The 15,778-nt window shown below is 73.0% G+C and carries 19 protein-coding genes and 1 pseudogene; 8 read left to right on the top strand and 12 right to left on the bottom strand.

The window, feature by feature from the left end:
• Window positions 1–42 precede the first annotated feature (42 nt).
• From KZQ38_RS07160 to KZQ38_RS07150, 3 genes are all read right to left on the bottom strand, one after another.
• Complete coding sequence (locus tag KZQ38_RS07160) at window positions 43–195, bottom strand: hypothetical protein (RefSeq protein WP_219439837.1); 153 nt, start codon at window positions 193–195, stop codon at window positions 43–45.
• Between the two features lie 520 nt (window positions 196–715).
• On the bottom strand, window positions 716–3,052 hold the full coding sequence (locus KZQ38_RS07155) for a glycoside hydrolase family 65 protein (RefSeq protein WP_219439835.1): 2,337 nt from the start codon (window positions 3,050–3,052) through the stop codon (window positions 716–718).
• Window positions 3,049–3,762, bottom strand: a complete 714-nt coding sequence (locus tag KZQ38_RS07150; RefSeq protein ID WP_219439833.1) for an HAD family hydrolase — start codon at window positions 3,760–3,762, stop codon at window positions 3,049–3,051. The genes KZQ38_RS07155 and KZQ38_RS07150 overlap by 4 nt, the downstream gene beginning before the upstream one ends.
• Before the next feature lie 59 nt (window positions 3,763–3,821).
• Here KZQ38_RS07150 and KZQ38_RS07145 point away from each other — a divergent pair, with 59 nt between their 5' ends.
• The gene (locus KZQ38_RS07145) at window positions 3,822–5,105 is read left to right on the top strand and encodes an NAD(P)/FAD-dependent oxidoreductase (protein WP_219439831.1); all 1,284 of its coding nucleotides are present in this window, start codon (window positions 3,822–3,824) and stop codon (window positions 5,103–5,105) included.
• Here KZQ38_RS07145 and KZQ38_RS07140 read toward each other — a convergent pair.
• Window positions 5,102–5,422, bottom strand: coding sequence for a DUF3140 domain-containing protein (locus tag KZQ38_RS07140; protein WP_219439829.1), 321 nt, complete (start codon window positions 5,420–5,422; stop codon window positions 5,102–5,104). The two genes, KZQ38_RS07145 and KZQ38_RS07140, sit on opposite strands and share 4 nt — an antisense overlap.
• Window positions 5,423–5,478: 56 nt before the next feature.
• A pseudogene (locus KZQ38_RS07135) lies at window positions 5,479–5,733 on the bottom strand (ArsR/SmtB family transcription factor); the annotation flags it as partial.
• A gap of 117 nt (window positions 5,734–5,850) precedes the next feature.
• Between KZQ38_RS07135 and KZQ38_RS07130 the strand changes: the two are divergent.
• The 3 genes from KZQ38_RS07130 (at window position 5,851) to KZQ38_RS07120 (ending at window position 8,598) form a co-directional block, all read left to right on the top strand.
• Window positions 5,851–6,501 carry a hypothetical protein gene (locus KZQ38_RS07130; RefSeq protein WP_219439826.1) on the top strand — a complete coding sequence of 217 codons (651 nt, stop codon included), beginning with the start codon at window positions 5,851–5,853 and terminating at the stop codon, window positions 6,499–6,501.
• Window positions 6,502–7,384: 883 nt separating this feature from the next.
• Window positions 7,385–8,215, top strand: a complete 831-nt coding sequence (locus tag KZQ38_RS07125; protein ID WP_219439824.1) for an OmpA family protein — start codon at window positions 7,385–7,387, stop codon at window positions 8,213–8,215.
• Window positions 8,216–8,223: 8 nt separating this feature from the next.
• Entirely contained in the window at window positions 8,224–8,598 is a 375-nt protein-coding gene (locus tag KZQ38_RS07120) for a LapA family protein (protein ID WP_219439822.1), read from the top strand.
• Here the strand turns inward: KZQ38_RS07120 and KZQ38_RS07115 are convergent, their stop codons facing one another.
• The 3 genes from KZQ38_RS07115 to KZQ38_RS36920 all read right to left on the bottom strand — a co-directional run bounded on the left by KZQ38_RS07115 (window position 8,599) and on the right by KZQ38_RS36920 (window position 10,808).
• The gene (locus tag KZQ38_RS07115; RefSeq protein ID WP_219439820.1) at window positions 8,599–8,886 is read right to left on the bottom strand and encodes a WhiB family transcriptional regulator; all 288 of its coding nucleotides are present in this window, start codon (window positions 8,884–8,886) and stop codon (window positions 8,599–8,601) included.
• 50 nt (window positions 8,887–8,936) lie between these two features.
• Window positions 8,937–9,746: a MerR family transcriptional regulator gene (locus KZQ38_RS07110; protein ID WP_219439818.1), complete on the bottom strand. Its 810-nt coding sequence runs from the start codon at window positions 9,744–9,746 to the stop codon at window positions 8,937–8,939.
• Between the two features lie 66 nt (window positions 9,747–9,812).
• Window positions 9,813–10,808: a C40 family peptidase gene (locus tag KZQ38_RS36920; RefSeq protein WP_219439816.1), complete on the bottom strand. Its 996-nt coding sequence runs from the start codon at window positions 10,806–10,808 to the stop codon at window positions 9,813–9,815.
• Window positions 10,809–10,979: 171 nt separating this feature from the next.
• Here KZQ38_RS36920 and KZQ38_RS07100 point away from each other — a divergent pair, with 171 nt between their 5' ends.
• Window positions 10,980–11,375: a DnaJ family domain-containing protein gene (locus KZQ38_RS07100; RefSeq protein WP_219439814.1), complete on the top strand. Its 396-nt coding sequence runs from the start codon at window positions 10,980–10,982 to the stop codon at window positions 11,373–11,375.
• Window positions 11,376–11,609: 234 nt separating this feature from the next.
• On the opposite strand, the gene KZQ38_RS07095 is transcribed toward KZQ38_RS07100, so the two are convergent.
• The 3 genes from KZQ38_RS07095 to KZQ38_RS07085 form a co-directional block, all read right to left on the bottom strand.
• The gene (locus KZQ38_RS07095) at window positions 11,610–11,780 is read right to left on the bottom strand and encodes a DUF397 domain-containing protein (RefSeq protein ID WP_219439812.1); all 171 of its coding nucleotides are present in this window, start codon (window positions 11,778–11,780) and stop codon (window positions 11,610–11,612) included.
• A 126-nt stretch (window positions 11,781–11,906) separates the two neighbouring features.
• Window positions 11,907–12,083: a DUF397 domain-containing protein gene (locus KZQ38_RS07090; protein ID WP_219439810.1), complete on the bottom strand. Its 177-nt coding sequence runs from the start codon at window positions 12,081–12,083 to the stop codon at window positions 11,907–11,909.
• Window positions 12,084–12,106: 23 nt separating this feature from the next.
• Window positions 12,107–12,961, bottom strand: a complete 855-nt coding sequence (locus KZQ38_RS07085; protein WP_219439809.1) for a helix-turn-helix domain-containing protein — start codon at window positions 12,959–12,961, stop codon at window positions 12,107–12,109.
• A 156-nt stretch (window positions 12,962–13,117) separates the two neighbouring features.
• Here KZQ38_RS07085 and KZQ38_RS07080 point away from each other — a divergent pair, with 156 nt between their 5' ends.
• Both KZQ38_RS07080 and KZQ38_RS07075 read left to right on the top strand, forming a co-directional pair.
• Window positions 13,118–13,366 carry an HC3 family zinc finger protein gene (locus tag KZQ38_RS07080; protein ID WP_219439806.1) on the top strand — a complete coding sequence of 83 codons (249 nt, stop codon included), beginning with the start codon at window positions 13,118–13,120 and terminating at the stop codon, window positions 13,364–13,366.
• Complete coding sequence (locus tag KZQ38_RS07075) at window positions 13,363–14,253, top strand: helix-turn-helix domain-containing protein (protein ID WP_308258285.1); 891 nt, start codon at window positions 13,363–13,365, stop codon at window positions 14,251–14,253. The genes KZQ38_RS07080 and KZQ38_RS07075 overlap by 4 nt, the downstream gene beginning before the upstream one ends.
• A 145-nt stretch (window positions 14,254–14,398) precedes the next feature.
• Here the strand turns inward: KZQ38_RS07075 and KZQ38_RS07070 are convergent, their stop codons facing one another.
• Window positions 14,399–15,019 (bottom strand): TetR family transcriptional regulator, encoded by a 621-nt coding sequence (locus tag KZQ38_RS07070; RefSeq protein ID WP_219439802.1) that lies wholly within the window; start codon window positions 15,017–15,019, stop codon window positions 14,399–14,401.
• Window positions 15,020–15,114: 95 nt separating this feature from the next.
• Between KZQ38_RS07070 and KZQ38_RS07065 the strand changes: the two genes are divergently transcribed.
• Complete coding sequence (locus tag KZQ38_RS07065) at window positions 15,115–15,777, top strand: hypothetical protein (RefSeq protein ID WP_219439800.1); 663 nt, start codon at window positions 15,115–15,117, stop codon at window positions 15,775–15,777.
• Window position 15,778 lies beyond the last annotated feature (1 nt).

Genomic DNA, 15,778 nt, shown 5'->3' with positions numbered 1-15,778 from the left:
ACGTCAAGCCGTCCTACCCCGCCGCGGGACGGGGTGTCAAGATCAGGCGTTCGCCCGGTCGTCGGTGCGGGTGTCGGCGGGTGCGGGCGCGGGGTCCTGCCGCGGCGCGGCGGCCTCGGGGCGCGCGCGACCGGTCTGCTCGGCGTCGACCAGGTAGGTGGCCGCCAACTCGTCGTAGATCGGTGTTGAACTCACGTCCCGGATACTGACCGGCGTGGCGTTCGGCCGCTGCCCGGCTCACCTTTGTGGGTTACCCGTCGTGTACGGGAAGCCGCAGATGTGCGGCAATCCCTCCCCGCTGTGCGGGATGCGTGCCCGAGCACGTCCCCGGCCACAGTGGAGGATGCCGGTGCGATACGGGAACCACGCGTCCTCATCGCGATTCCGAATGGTTCCGCGAAATCGGTCCGTTCGCCTGTTCCGCCGCGCGATCCTCGGGCACAGTGGGCAGCGGACCCGGAACACGGGATTCCGCGTGGCGACGCGCGGAACCCGCCGCGGGCCGCCGGGCGTAACGGGCTCACCCGTGCGCGCGATGATGCCGTAGGCGGCCACCGCCCCCCAAGGCCGCCTGCAAGTCCCGGCCGGGACTCCGATCCCCCCAGGAGACCCGGCCGGGCACCCCCTCGCCGTCCGGCCGTTGTGGACCGCGCACGGGCGGAAACACGTACGGCACCGGGAAAACTCCGGCGGAGAGAGATCACGGGCGACAGCGTCAGCCGACCACCCGGCGGCGTGGCGCCCGGTTCGCGGGCTGCCGGATGTCGGGCGGCCGGGGCGGTTCCGGCACGGGCATCGTCACCGGCGCGCCGGGCTGGACCGTCAGCGGCTCGCCGTGGTGCGAGGTGTGCAGCGGGCCGCCGGCGACGATCCGGTACGTGGCCTCGCCCTCGGTCACGTCGATGCACAACTTGGTGCCCTGGAAGAACATCCGGAACGACAACCGGGTCAGGCCCGGTGGCAGGCGTGGCGCGAACGTGAGCCCGGAGTGGTCCCGCATCCCGCCGAAACCGGCCACCAGCGCGATCCAGGAACCCGCCAGCGACGCCATGTGCAGTCCGTTGTGGACGTTGTCGTGCAGGTCGTGCAGGTCGGTGAACGCGGCCTCCGCCAGGTAGTCGTAGGCCAGGTCCAGCGCGCCCACCTCGGCCGCCAGCACGGATTGCGTGCCCGCCGACAGCGAGGAGTCGCGCACCGTGCGCGCCTCGTAGTACGCGAAGTTCGCGGCCTTCTCCGCCGCGGTGAACGCGTCGCCCCGCACGTGCATGGCGAGCACGAGGTCCGCCTGCTTGATCACCTGCTTGCGGTACAGGTCGAAGTACGGCTTGCTCAGCAACAGCGGGTAGTCCTCCGGCTTCGTGCCGTCGAAGTCCCACTCGGCGTGCGCGGTGAACGCCTCGTCCTGCTGGTGCACGCCGATCAGCGCGTCGAACGGGATGCGCATCCGCATCGCCGCCTCCAACCACGCGGTGCGCTCGTCGGGGTGGACGCCGAGCGCCGCCGCGGAACCCGGGTTGCGCTCGCACGCGTCCGCCGCCGCGCGGAGGTTCTTCTGCGCCAGCAGGTTCGTGTAGGCGTTGTTGTCCACGATCGCCGAGTATTCGTCGGGTCCGGTGACGCCGTCGATGCGGAACCCGCCGTGCTTGTCGTGGTGCCCCAACGACATCCACAGCCGCGCGGTCTCCACCAGCAGCTCGGTGCCGCAGTCCCGGTCGAAGTCCGCGTCGCCGGTCGCCGCCGTGTATTGGGCCACGGCGTGCGCGATGCCGCCGGACACGTGGAACGCGGCCGTGCTCGCGGGCCAGTACGCCGAGCACTCCGCGCCGTTGATGGACCGCCACGGGAACGCCGCCCCGCGCTGGCCCAGCACCCGCGCCCGCTCCCGCGCCTTGTCCACCGTGGAGTGCCGCCAGCGCAGCGCGTCGCGCGCCGCGTCCGGCACGGTGTAGGTGAGCACCGGCAGCACGAACATCTCGCTGTCCCAGAACGCGTGCCCGTCGTAACCGGGACCGGTCAGCCCCTTGCCGGGGATCGCCCTCGTCTCGCCACGCGCACCGGCCTGGAGGATGTGGAACAACGCGAACCGCACCGCCTGCTGGAGTTCGTCGTCGCCGTCCACCTCGATGTCCGCGGCCTCCCAGAAGTCGTCCAGGTACGCCCGCTGCTCGGCCAGCAGGCCGTCCCAGCCCGTCTGCCGCGCGCCCGCCAGCGCCGCGTCCACCTGCGCGCGCAACGCGGGCACCGACCGCTGTGCCGACCAGCCGTAGCCCAGGTACTTGGTGAGCCGCAGCGAACCGCCCGCGGGCACGTCCGCGGCGGCGGTGAACCGCGCCAGGTCGCCCTCCGCGTGGATGTCGGTGCGCAGCCCGTCGTTCACCGCGATCTCGTGGTCCATCGCGGCGGCCATCCGCAGGCCCGAGTGCCGGGTGTGGTGCGCCAGCACGGCACGCGCGCCCTCGGCGTGCGCGAAGTCCGCGACCAGCGGCGCGTCCAGGGCCGCCGCCACCCGCGGGTCGCCCGACCGGTGCTCGATCGGCTCGTTGGCCAGCAGGTCGGACTGCACCACCAGTTGCAGGTCGTCCTCCGGCACCACCACGTAGTCGATCGCCGCCACCGCCCGCTGCGAGAACGACACCAGCCGCTCCGAGCGGACCTCGACGCGGCGGCCGGTCGGCGACTCCCACAGCGTGCGCCTGCGCAGCGTGCCGGACCGGAAGTCCAGCTCCCGCTCGTGCTCCAGCGCCCGGCCGTACCGCATGTCCAGCGGTTCGTCCTCCACCAGCAGCCGGATCACCTTGCCGTCGGTCACGTTCACGACCGTCTGCCCCGCCTCGGGGTAGCCGTAGCCGGCTTCCCCGTACGGCAGCGCGTGTTCCTCGTAGAACCCGTTCAGGTAGGTGCCGGGCAGACCGCGCGGCTCGCCCTCGTCCAGCGAACCACGCATCCCGATGTGCCCGTTGGCCAGCGCGAACGTCGATTCCGTCCGCCGCAGGTCGGCGACCGACAAGCCGCGCCACAGCAGCGACCACGGTCGGATGTCGTACCCCGTCACAGCAGCTCCGCCAAGTCGTCGACCACCACGTCCGCCCCGTTCGCCCGCAACGCCTCCGCCTGGTCGGCGCGGTTCACGCCGACCACGTGCCCGAACTCGCCCGAGCGACCCGCCCGCACACCGGCCAGCGCGTCCTCGAACACGGCCGCCCGCGCGGGCGGCACGCCCAGCATCCGCGCGCCCGCCAGGAACGAGTCCGGCGCGGGCTTGCCCTTCAAACCGTCGCGGCTGATCACCACGCCGTCCACCAGCGCCCGCACGTACTTGTCCAGGCCGGCGGCGGCCAGCACGCGGGTCGCGTTCGCCGACGACGTGACCACGCCGATCGCGAAGTCACCGGCCGCGGCCTCCAGGTAACGCACCGAGCCGGGGTAGGGCGTGACGCCCTCCTGGCGGATGATCGCGTCGATCAGCTCGTTCTTGCGGTTGCCGATGCCGTGCACGGTGTCCACGTCCGGCGGGTCGTCCGGCGTGCCTTCCGGCAACGTGATGCCCCGTGACGCCAGGAACGCCCGCACGCCGTCGTAGCGCGGCCGGCCGTCCACGTACCGCGTGTAGTCCGATTCGGCGAAGGGCGGCAGGCCGCGGGGCAGCAGGTAGTCGTCGAAGGTGCGCCGCCAGGCGCGGCGGTGCAGGACGGCGGTGCTGGTCAGCACCCCGTCGAGGTCGAATAGGCAGGCGGTGATGCCGTCCGGCAGCCCGAGTTTCATGGTCGGTGTCTACCCGTTCGCGTCGTGGGGTACCCGGAGATCCGGGAGGTGGTCGCACCATGGCCAAACCGAGGGTGCTGGTCGTCGGCACGGGGTTCGCGGGGTACCACTGCTTGCGGGCGCTGGAGCGCGCGTTGCCCGCGCACGCGGCGGACCTGGTGGCCGTGAACCCGACCGACTACATGCTCTACGTGCCGCTGCTGCCGGAGGTCGCGGGCGGCACCCTCGACCCGCGCCGGGTCGCGGTGCCGCTGCGGACCGCGTTGCCGCGGACCCGGCTGGTGCAGGCACATGCCACCAGCGTGGACCTCACGGCGCGCACGTGCACGGTGATCGACGTGGAAGGTCGGTCACAGGTGCTGGGGTGGGACCGCATCGTGCTGACCGCGGGCAGCGTGACGCGCCTGCTGTCCGTGCCCGGCGTGGCGGAGCACGCGTTCGGCTTCAAGTCGGTGGCCGAGGCGGTGTACCTGCGCGATCACGTGCTGCGGCAGGTCGAACTGGCCGAGCAGACCGGCGACGACGACCGGGCCACGTTCGTGGTGGTCGGCGCGGGGTACACGGGCACCGAACTCGTGGCGCAGGGCCAGCGCCTCACCGAGGCCGCCGCCCGGGGCAGGCCGGTGCGGTGGGTCCTGGTCGACATGGCCAAGCGCGTGCTGCCGGGGTTGAGCGAGCGCCTGTCCCGGCCGGCGCTGGAGGTGTTGCGCAAGCGCGGCGTGGACGTGCGGCTGGAGACCAGCGTGGCCGAGGTCACCGAGACGTGCGCCAAGCTGACCGACGGCACGGAGATACCCACGCGGACCGTGGTGTGGTGCGTCGGCGTGCGACCCGACCCGTTGGTGGAGTCGGTGGAGCTGCCGACCGAGAAGGGCCGCTTGGTGGTGGGGGAGGACCTGGCCGTGCCCGGTCGGCGGGACGTGTTCGCCGCGGGCGACATGGCGTCCGTGCCGGACGTGTTCAACGGAGGGCAGCCGACCCCCATGACCGCGCAGCACGCGCAGCGGCAGGGCAAGCTCGCCGGGCGCAACGTGGCGGCGTCGCTGGGTTTCGGCTCGCCGCGGCCGTACCGGCACCGCGACCTCGGCTTCGTGGTCGACCTCGCGGGCGCGGACGCCGTGGCCGATCCGCTGCACGTGCCGTTGACCGGGGTGGCGGCGAAGGCCGTGGCGCGCGGCTACCACCTGCTGGCGATGCCGGGCAACCGCGTGCGCGTGGCGGCGGACTGGCTGACCGGCCTGCTCACCCGGCGGCAGGTCGTGCAGTTCGGGCTGGTCCCGGCGGCCGGCGTCCGGTTGGGCGACGCGGACCGGGTGGACGCCGGACCCGCCGTGCGCCGCTAGGCCGGCTTCAGCGGGTCGTGGCCGATCGACATCAGCCGGTGCCGCCAGTGCGCCTCGCCCGCGGTGGGCTCCAGGTCGTCCCGGCGCTGGGCGTGCACCCGGTCGACCACCTTCCGCATCACCCGGACGTCCTCGGTGGTCAGGTCGGTGCGCCGCTTGCGCAGCACCCGCAGCACTTCCTGACCGGTCGGCGTGCCCGCCTGGTCGGGCACCTCCTCGGTCTCCTCGTCCGCCGAGCGGGTGCGCAGCCAGTCCTCCAGTTCGTGCGAGGTCATGTTCACTACGTGGTGGAACTCGTCCCACAGGGTGTCCGTCATGGGGGGAAGGGTTGCCGTTCCGGGGGTGGGTGAAACCGCGTCCGGCGGGTTCAGGCGAACCGCCGCAGCCACTCGGCGGCCTCCCGGATGCCCCGCGGGTCCACCGCGTACAGGCGGCGCGTGCCGTCGGGGCGGACGCGCGCGAAGCCGTGCTCGCGGAGCACGCGCAGGTGCTGCGAGACGGCGGGCTGCGAGATCCCGAACTCGTCGCGGACCACCGCCGTCAGCGCGCCGGACGACTGCTCGCCGTCGGCCAGCAGCTCCAACAGGCGGCGGCGCACCGGATCCCCGAGAACGTCGAACGCGTGCACGACCAGCACCTTTAAGCCTGGACTTAGATAAGTCAAGACTGGTCTTCCGGAATTGTCGGACCCCCCTGGCACTATGTCGAACAGGTGTTCGGTGCGCGTTTCGGAAAGGAGCTTGGGATGCGCGTACAGCTTGATCCACGGCAGTGGCCGGGCCGTGTCATCCCCGAGACCGACGACGAGATCGACACGGCTGTGGAGGCGTTCTGCCTGCGGGCGAACTGGGCCGACGCGGACCGCGCGGGTGTGCGCGTGGTCATGGCGCCCTGGTTCGCCGAGGGGTGGAGCGTCGACGCCCTGCTCGTAGCCGTGGACAGCAGGCCGGACGGCAGCAGGCAGGGCAGCCCCAGGAACCGCGACCAGGTTGCGCACGACTTCCTCCGCGCGCGGCTCAGGTCGTGGTGGGTGGGGGGCGCGCGGAGGGCGCGCCCCCCGGTGCCCGGGATGACGCTGGGGCAGTGGTGGCGGGTCAACCGGCGCAACGCCCGGCTGACCCAGCCCAGGCCGCGCAGGCAGCCGGGCGAGGCCGGGCGGCTGGCGCGGGAGGAGTCGCGGGAGCGGGTGCGGGCCAGGCTGGGTGACCCGGTGGAGCGCTCGCGGGCGCGGGCGAGGCGTTGGCAGGAGGTTTTGGACAGCCTCCTGGTGCCGGGCCGGCGAGCCCCGACCTTCGACGACTCCCGCCGCCTCCTGGCCGAGGTGGTGCAACCCCCGCGCCACCCGGTATGCAGCCGCTGCGGCTGCCGAACAACAGCCCTACCCCGAGCCGCCTGAAGGGAGCCCCCAGTCGCGAACCCGACCGACGCCCTCGCCCGGGGCGATACCCCGTCGCCGGACAGCCCCCGCTAGCTGACCTCCGCTAGCCGGAGCCGAGTCGCGGTAGCCAAGTCACGGCAGCCGGAGCCGAGTCGAAGCCGAGTCGACGGGCGAACACGCGATCCGACCACACGGTCGCGATGGCGCGATCCACGCTGCCCAAAAACCGACCAGCCCCCACCACTCCCAGACGCCTCCGCTAGGAGCCTGCCCATCCCCACACCCCCGCCCCCCGGCAAGATCCCAAACCCTACCCCGCCCGCCAGATCCCCGTACGCCGGGGCACCCACCCCACCGTCCCGGCTCCCGCCCGGCCGCCAACCCGCCCGGCCGCCAACCCGGCCATCCCGCAACCCGCCGGCCCTGAAAGCTGGCCGTCCTCCGACTCCCCGCCGGCTTCGGAACCCGGCCTCCGGTCCGGCCGCCGTGCTCCTCCCGGCACCCACCCGCCGTACGGCCCTCGGCTCGCTCCGCGCGCACGCCCGACTCGCCTGCGCGCTGCTCACACCCGTCCGCCCGCACCCCGTCCGCCCGCACCCGCTCCTCCCGCTCGCACCTCGCCGCCTGAGGCCCGCCCTCCCGCTCCTGCCCTCCTGCCCCTGCCCTCCCGCTCCCGCGCGCCCCAACCTCCATCCCGCCCGACCCGCCGGGACCAGCGCCTCGCCCGCCTCCCTCGCCCGCCCCCGGCCGCGCCCGCATCCCGACCCACCAGGCCCCTCCCTCGCCTCGCGCCCATCGGCTCCTTTCCAGGTCACCTGGACAGGTGAAATGCCACCCGGAGTCCTGCGTGTACGGCTGTGGCTGGTGGCGATCCGCCCGTCAATTCCGGTACTAACGCCCGGTGCTGACCTCCCGAACGTGGCGAGTGTGGCTCGTCGGCGCCGTCCTCGTGCCCGCACTCCTCGCGGCCACCGGGGTCTTCGCCCGCGCGCAGTTGGCCGCGGAAGCGGCGGGTGTGTCGCCGGCCCCGGTGGGGCGGTTGGTGTTGTCCGTGCGCGGTGACGAGGTCGTGTTGCTCGGCGACGTCGCGGACGAAGCGGAGCGGCGGTCCCTTATGGACGGTGTGCGCGCCAGGGCCGTCGACCTCCGGGTCACCGACCTGCTCACGGCCGGCCACGAGCGGCTGCCGGTGGGGGCCGCGGTGGCGGTCGACGTGGTCGCCGCGGCGGTCGGGGTGGGTGCGGCCGACTTCACGGCCGTGTTCGCCGAGGGGTCGCGTGCGGCACGCGCGACGGTCGCCGACGAAGGTCGCGCGGCCACGTTGCGGGAAGCCTTGGCACGCAACGGGATCTCCGACCAACGGGTCACGGTGGTCCCCGGTGACCTCGACCTGGGCGCGCTCCAGCGCTCGGTCGCCGCCCTGGTCCGGAGCAACGGCGGCTTCCGGTTCGAGCCCGGCACGGCGGACTGGCAGGGCCACGGGTCGGTCCTGGTGGAACGGGTCGCCCGCCTGCTGCTGGTCGCACCGCGGGCGGTCGTCTCGCTCAACGGCCACGCCGGCACCGAACACCCCGACCCGCGCGGACTGGCGCAGCAGCGGGCCGAGGTGGTGCGCGACCTCTTCGTGGCACAGGGCGTGCGCCCCGACCGCCTCCGGACGGCCGTCACCGTCGACCCGGGCCCCGAGCGCACCAGCCCGACCGCGCGCCAGGTAGACGTCCTCATCGGCTAGGAGTGGCAGTGATCTGGTTGTTCGCCCAGCTGTTCGTCCTGTGCGCGCTCGCCTTCCTCGCGGGCGCCCTGATCACCTGGTTGGCGTTGCGGTCCACGATCCGCGCCCTGCGCGCCCGGCTCGACCCGCCGGTCCGCCTCGCCCTGACCGCGGTGCCGCGCCGGGAACCGTCCGAAGTGGAACGCAAGGTCGTGCACCACGTCGACACCGTGCCCGCCCCGGAGTGCGCGGTGAAGGGCAGCTCCAAGTCGATGATCTTCCACACCCCGGACTCGCCCTACTTCAAGCGGATGAAGGGTGACGTCACCTTCCGGTCCATCGCCGAGGCCGAGCGCGCCGGGTACACGCGCTGGCGGCCCAAGAGCGCGGCCTCCGCGCGTTGATCAGCCGCGCCGGTGGTTGCGGGAGATCAACCGGCGCAGCTCGCTCTCCCCGAGCCCACCCCAGACCCCGTACGTCTCCTCCACGGTCAGCGCGTGCGTGCGGCACTCCGCCAGCACCGGGCACCGCGCGCACACGGCCTTCGCCCTGGCCTCCCGGTCCTCCCGCGCCGCACCGCGCTCGTTGGGCGTGTGGAAGAACAGGGCGCTGTCCATGCCGCGGCACAGACCTCTCAGCTGCCAGTCCCAGGACTCGGCGACCGGGCGGGGCAGGCGGGACAGTTCCGGCATGTGATCACGTCCTGTGCTCGGGAACGGACCCCGCACAGCCTAAATTCGATTCAGAACCGGTTCAACTCCAGCACACCCGTCACGGCCGCGCCGAGCGAGCCGAACCACCGGGCACCCGGCGGCACGGGCACCCAACCCGGCCCGCCGAGCAGGACCGGCAGGCCACGTTCCAGCAGCTCGGAGACGGGTGCCAGCACAGCGCAGGCCGGCGCGTGCGCCCACACGAACACCACCCGCGGGGCGAGAGAATTCACCGCATCGAGTAACGCCCGAGCCGGCACGCGAGCACCCAGGTGCCATGAACCGCAGTCACGTTCAGTGAGCGCGGCGGCCAACGCGTCCAGGGGGAGGCTGTGCTGCTCCTCCGGCGCGCACGCCAGCAGCACCGACGCGCTCCCGGCGACCGGGGCGGCGGCGCGCAACGCCCGCGAGATCGCCGCCGACGCCAGGTGCTCGACCTCCACGCCCGAGCCGGTGGCGGCGACCCGCTCGCCCAGCGCCACCAGGAACGGCACGAGCACGTCCTCCCAGGCACGCACCACGCCGTCCCGCGCGATCAACGATGAGGAAAGCGTCCCCAGCAGCGGCACGTCCAGCAGCTCCGCCGCCTCCTCGACGGCACGCGGCCCGACCTCCCCGCCGGGCGCCGCCAGCACCGCCGCCGCGGCCGACGCGGGCGACACGCCCCGCCCGGTCAGGACCAGCATCCGGCGCAGCCGGGCCACGTCCTCCTCGCTGTACCGGCGGTGCCTGCCCTCTTCCCGGGTGCTCGGGCCGAGCCCGTACCGCCGGTCCCAGGTGCGCAGGGTCACCGGCGACACGCCCAGCATCCGCGCGACCGCACCGGCACTCCAGCGCAACGTCCCACCGCCGTCCTCAGGTACCCGCCGGCGGGAATCGTAACGGGGTCCGCCCCCGCGGGCCGGTCAGCCGACGACGCGCCGGATGGTGTTGATGGGCCCGATGGACTCGATGTCCTGGATCTTCACCGGGACGCCCTCGGTCGACGCGTGCACGGCGCGGATGCCGTCGATCGCCATCGACACGTGGTGCCGGTCGGCGTAGTAGATGACCAGGTCGCCGGCCTTGACCTCGTTCAACGACACCTCGCGCCCGATGACGGCCTGCCCGTACGTGGTGCGCGGGATGCTGATCCCGACCGACCGGTACGCGGCCTGCATGAGGCTGGAGCAGTCCCACGAGTCGGGGCCGTTGGAGCCGAACACGTAGGGCTTGCCGCGCTCGCCCAGCGCGAACGCCAGCGCCTGCCCGGCCTGACCCGGCGGCACCGGCACCTCGCCGGTGAAGCCCTCGTCGGCCAACGCGTCGCGCTCCGACTTCGGCAACGCCCGGTACGCGTCACGCGCCTCGGTGATCTGCGCGTCCAACGCGGCCTTGCGCTGGTCGATGTCGCTGATCGCCCGGTCGGCGCTGGCGGCGGCGTCGGTGGCGCGGCGCGACGCGTCGTTCGCCTGGTCCACGGCGGCTTGGAGGCTCGCCATCGACTCGGCGTTCTCGTCGGCCAGCACGCCGAGCGCGGACATCCGGTTCAGGAAGTCCTGCTGCGACTCGCTGACCAGGATCGCGGAGAGCTGGTTGAACCGCGCGCCCTCGAACGACGCCTCGGTCAGCAGGTCGACCTGCCCGCGCAGCTCCTCCTGCGCCTGCTGCGCGGCGGTGAGGTCGCGGTTGGCCTGGTCGAGGTCGGTCTGCGCCTTCGCGAGATCGTCCTGCGCGCGCAGGTGCTCCTCGTTCAGCTTCTCGGCCTGGGTGGTGAGTTCGTTGTACCGCTTCAACGTGTCGGAGGCGTTGGGCGGCAACGGGTCGGCCGCCGCCGGTGCGAGCACGCCGCCCGCCAGGGCGAGCACGGCGACCGCGGCCACAGCCGCGCGGACGGTGCGCTGAACGGGGTGCGACGCCACGGCTGCGCGGTCCTCCCTCGAACCCGGTTAGCCCGGACGAGTTACCGTCCCGCCGGGTCTCGGACAGGTTACGGAAGGGCGTCGGGTTCGTCCATCACCAGGGCTGCGATGCCGGTTCCGAGCCCGCCGGAAGGGGTGTCCGTTCGGTAGCCTGGGGTGGGGGTGGTGGTCGTGACGGAGCGCAAACCCGCTGGTGTCGGGTTCGAGACGTGGGTGGACCGGCAGATCCGCGAGGCGCAGGACCGGGGCGAGTTCGACAACCTGCCCGGCGCGGGGAAACCGCTGCCGGGCCTGTCCGGGGCGCACGACGAGCTGTGGTGGCTCAAGGAGAAGGTGCGGCGCGAGGAGGGCACGGCACTGCCCGCGTCCCTCCAACTCCGCCGCGAGGCCGCGGCGGCGCGGGAGGCCGCCGGGCGCGCGGGTTCGGAGGCCGAGGTGCGGCGCATCCTGGGCGAGATCAACGAGCGGATCACGGACGCCATCCGCAAACCGCTCTCCGGCCCGCCGCTCAACCTGATGCCCTTCGACGTCGAGCACGTGGTGCGCGAGTGGCGCAAGGGGCGGTGAAACCCTGACCTGACGTCGGGGCTGGGGCATCCCGTGTGCTCCTCGACCGGGCGGAGGGGGTGAGACCCCCGACCGGACGTCGACCTGGGGGCAGCCGCGCTGGACACCTGCAACCAGGCGGAGGGGGCGGCGAAGCCGCCGACCGGACCCCGGGGGCTGGGGGTCAGCCGTACCGCGCGCTCCTCGACCGGGCGGAGGGGGCGAAGCCCCCGACCGGATGCCGGGGGCTCGGGGTCAGGCGTTCTTGACGGCGCGCAGGAAGTGCGCGGTGGGGAAGGTGAGCGTCGGACCCTCGGGGTTCTTCGAGTCACGCACGAGCAAGCGGCCACCGACGTGCGCGAGTTCGACGCAGTCGCCGCCGTTGCCGCCGCTGTAACTGGACTTCCGCCACGGGATCGGGTTCATGGCGTTCGCCCTCCTTGTCGGGTTGCAACTCGCCCGCCAAGTGGTGTCTGCGAGCTTCTCCGTCCGGCCGCACCCGCTCAGGCGGAAGGGTCGGTAGGCCCCCGACCGGATGTCGGGGGCTCGGGGTCAGGCGTTCTTGACGGCGCGTAGGAAGCCCGCGGTGGGGAAGGTGAGCGTCGGACCCTCGGGGTTCTTCGAGTCACGCACGAGCAAGCGACTACCGGCGTGCGCGAGTTCGACGCACGCACCGCCGTTGCCGCCGCTGTAACTGGACTTCCGCCACGCGGTGGGGATCGGGTTCATGGCGTTCGCCCTCCTTGTCGGGATTACAACTCGCCCGCCACTGTAGTCACGAGGGCCATGCTCTTCGCCGGCGACAGAGCGGTGCCGACGATGTGGCGGAAGATCGTCTCGTACTGCGCGACGTGTCCCGGCTCGTCCACCGAGTTCGCGGTTGTCAGGTCCTCCAGGTAGACGATGTTCCGCTGGTTGTCGGCGAACCTCAGCAGGATGAACGGGAAGTTGGACGCCGCGTGTGCTCCCGCGGTGAACGGGATGACCTGGATCGTCACGTTGGTCAGGTGGGAGAGCTTCTTGAGGTGGTGCAACTGCGCCCTCATCACCTCCGGACCGCCGACCACGGTCCGGATCGCCGCCTCGTGCAGCACCACGTGTTGCATCTGCGGGGTCGAACCCTCGACGAGCCGCGCCTGCCGTGCCTTGCGCGCCTCGACCAGCCGGTCGACCTCGTTCGGGTTGTGCAGCGGGTTCGCCTCGATCAAGGCCCGTGCGTACTCGTCGGTCTGGAACTGGCCCGGTACCAGCTCCGGGTGGTAGAGCAGCACCTCGGTGGCGATCTGCTCCAGGTTGAAGTACCGCCGGAAGAAGTCCGGCAGCACGGTGCCGTACGGGGTGCGGGGACGGCGTTTGCGTGCTTCCCGCGCCAGTTCCTCGATCGGCTTGCGCGCCTGCCTGGTCGCGCCGTAGAACTCCAGCAGCACCCGCAGCTCCGCCGCGCGGATGGCCACGTCACCGACCTCGATGCGGCGGATCTTCGCGGGGGAGCACTCCAGCACCTCGGCCGCGTGGTCCTGCGTCTTGCCGACGCTCTCGCGCAGTGTCGTGAGCGCCATGCCCAACTGTCGCTTGTAGACCGTCGGGCTCGCGCCGCTGCCGGCCATGTCCACCTGCTTTCCTCGACTGCACCGTGTCCCCGACACCGATCAGTCTGCCGCACGTCGGTGGAATCGTCCTTCACTCGATGGTGTACTCCCCAACCTGCACGTGCAGGCTTTACGTTGACCCTGCCAATTCCGGGCCAGGGGAGGGAAACACCGATGACCCGCGACTTCCGCTGGATGCCGCACGCCGGCCGCCGCCACGCGATCCGCCGCCAACTGACACCGCGTGACGCGGGCGAGACGCTGTGCGGCGTCCCGCTGATCATCCCGGCGGACCAGCCGTACGCGCACTGGTGCTGGCCGACCTGCCCGGCGTGCGACTCGGCCTGGCGGGCGCACGAGGGAATCGGACCACCGCGACGACCCGCCCGGCGCCCCGGCGAGACCGCGGCGTGCGCGCAGTGACCGGGAACTTCCGCGCCTTCGTGGTGAAAGGTTACGCGGACGGCCAGACGATCCGCGCACTCGCCGCCGCGACCGGTCGCTCTTACGGGACGGTGCGCAGCACCCTCGTGGCGGAAGGCGTGCGGCTGCGCCGGCGGGGGCACCGCCCCGTGACGCAGATGATGGTGGTCGCCGACGCCCGCGCCCGGCGCGAGGAACTGTCCGTCGAACTGCTGCGCGCCCGCCTGAACTCGGGCCTGACGGGCGCGGTGGCGGGTAAGCGGGCCGGGATGAGCCAGTCCAAGGTCTCGAAGGTGGAGACCGGGCGGCTGCTGCCGAAGGTCGCCGACGTGGCGCGGCTGGCCGAGGTGTACGAGGTGCCGCCGAGCGTGCGGCGTCGGCTGCTGGCGTTGGCCGACCAGGTGACGCGCGACGCCGAGCACCGCCGCGCGGTGCTGCACCGCGGTGTCGCCCGCCGCCAGGTCGTGGTGGCGCGCACGGAGGCCGCGGCACGCACCGTGCGCGCGTTCGGGATCTGCGGCGTGCCACCGCAGTTGCTGCGCTGGGTCGAACCGGGCCGGCGCACGGTGGTGGTCCTGTCGGAGGGCGCGCTGCGCGCCGCGCCGCAGCACTGGGACCTGTTGTGGGCGTTGAGCCTCGCGCCGGACGTGGAACTCGGCGTCATCCGGTGGTTCACCCGCGTGGACCTGCCGGACGCCGGTTTCGTGGTGCTGGACGAGACGATGGTGGTGTTCGACCTCCTGTCCGGCAACGTGGTGATCACCGACCGGGACGACGTGCGGGGCCACCTCGCGACCTTCGAGCACCTGCACGAGGCGGCCGTTCGCGGGCAGGCCGTCCGCGACCTGATCACCCAGGTCCGCGCCGAGTACGAGCGGCTGGGGTAGGAGGGGGCTGGTCCGTTCGGCGCACCGGGGCCGTGCCTCGCGCTGCCGGCCGCTTGCGTCGCGGCGGGCTCGGCGGGCAAGTTCGGTGGGTGCGGTCGGTCGGTGTGCGGTGGTGCGGTGCGTGCCGTGCTGCCGCCGGTCGTGGTCAGCCGACCAGGGCGGTCGCCCGCAGGTGCGGGCGGTGGGCCGGCACCGCCAGGTGTTCCAGGCGGTGCCGCCACATCGTGGCCAGGCGGTCCACCGGGTCGCCGCCCGCGATCACGGCCAGCGCCTGCGAACCGATGACGGCGGCGGCGATGCCGTCCGCCTCCTCGCGGGTGTCCAGGCCCGGCCGCACCTCGCCCGCCGCCACGGCCTGCCCGAGCAGGTCGCGCACCATCACCACCAGGCTGACGAAGTGCACGCCCGCCAGCAGCTCGAACAGCTCGCTGGTGAACAGCAGCCGCACGCCCACCCGCACCGTCCGGTCGGTGCGGGTGAGGGCGCCCATCCGGTGGGTGAGGTCGATCAGCGTCTGGAGCGGTCCCGTGCCGGTGCCCTCGAACTCCGCCCGCACCTCGTGCCAGCGCCGGAAGTGCTCCTCCACGACCGCGACGGCGAGTGCCTGCTTGGACGGGAAGTGCCGGTACAGCGCGCCTTTGGTGACCGAGATGCTGCGGCAGACGGCGTCCAGCGACGTGCCCTCGTACCCGTGTCGGTCGAACAGCTCGATGCTCGCGGCGACGAGACCGGCCCTGGTGCGCGCGCCTTGTGCCGGGTCGTTCAAGGAGTCCTCATCTCGACGGACAGCGCCATTGCGATCACTTAGGGTAGGTATTCCGGTACGACCCGGTCAACAAGCGCGGGCCGGTGGGACGCGTCGTGCGTGACGAACTGCTCCGAGTGGAGCTGTCCGGCGCGGACGGCATCGCGGTGCTGTCGCCGCACGGCCTGCTCGGCCGGGCCACCTACCCGCGGATGCGGGACGTGCTGCTGCGCACCGTCCTGGCGCAGCCCGCGGCCGTCGTGGTGGACATGAGCGCGGTGGACGTGGAACCCGGCGCGGGCGTGGTGTTCCGGTCGGTGTGGGCGCAGGTCGCGGACTGGCCGGGGGTGCCGATCCTGCTGGCCGCCGGCGGTCGCGCGGACTGGCCGCTGCCGACCTTCGCGTCCGTGGCCGACGCCGTGGCCTCCGTCGGCACGCCGCCGCCGCGCTGGGTGGCCCGGATACCGCTGCCGTTGCGGGGCAGCGCGGAGTACGCGCGGCTGGCCGCCGAGGAGACGTGCCGGGTCTGGGGCCTGCCGAGGTTGGCCGCCGAGGCGGCGGACGTGGCGGACGCGCTGGTCGCCCTCGCCGCGCGGGGCATCCGCCCGGTGGTGGTCTTCGAGCGGTGGCACGGGATGCTGGTGGTCGGCGCGAGCGAGGACGCGGTGGTGCCGCGCGACCCGGCCGGGCTGCGTGGCGCGGCGACCGGCGCGGTCCGCTCCGGCTGGTCCACCACGTGGTCGGACGGCACGCTGGTGTGGGCGGTGCTCGGCGGCTGAC

Source organism: Saccharothrix obliqua (assembly GCF_019375475.1).
Classification (GTDB): Bacteria; Actinomycetota; Actinomycetes; order Mycobacteriales; family Pseudonocardiaceae; genus Actinosynnema; species Actinosynnema obliqua.
This window is presented reverse-complemented; position numbering and strand designations above follow the sequence as displayed.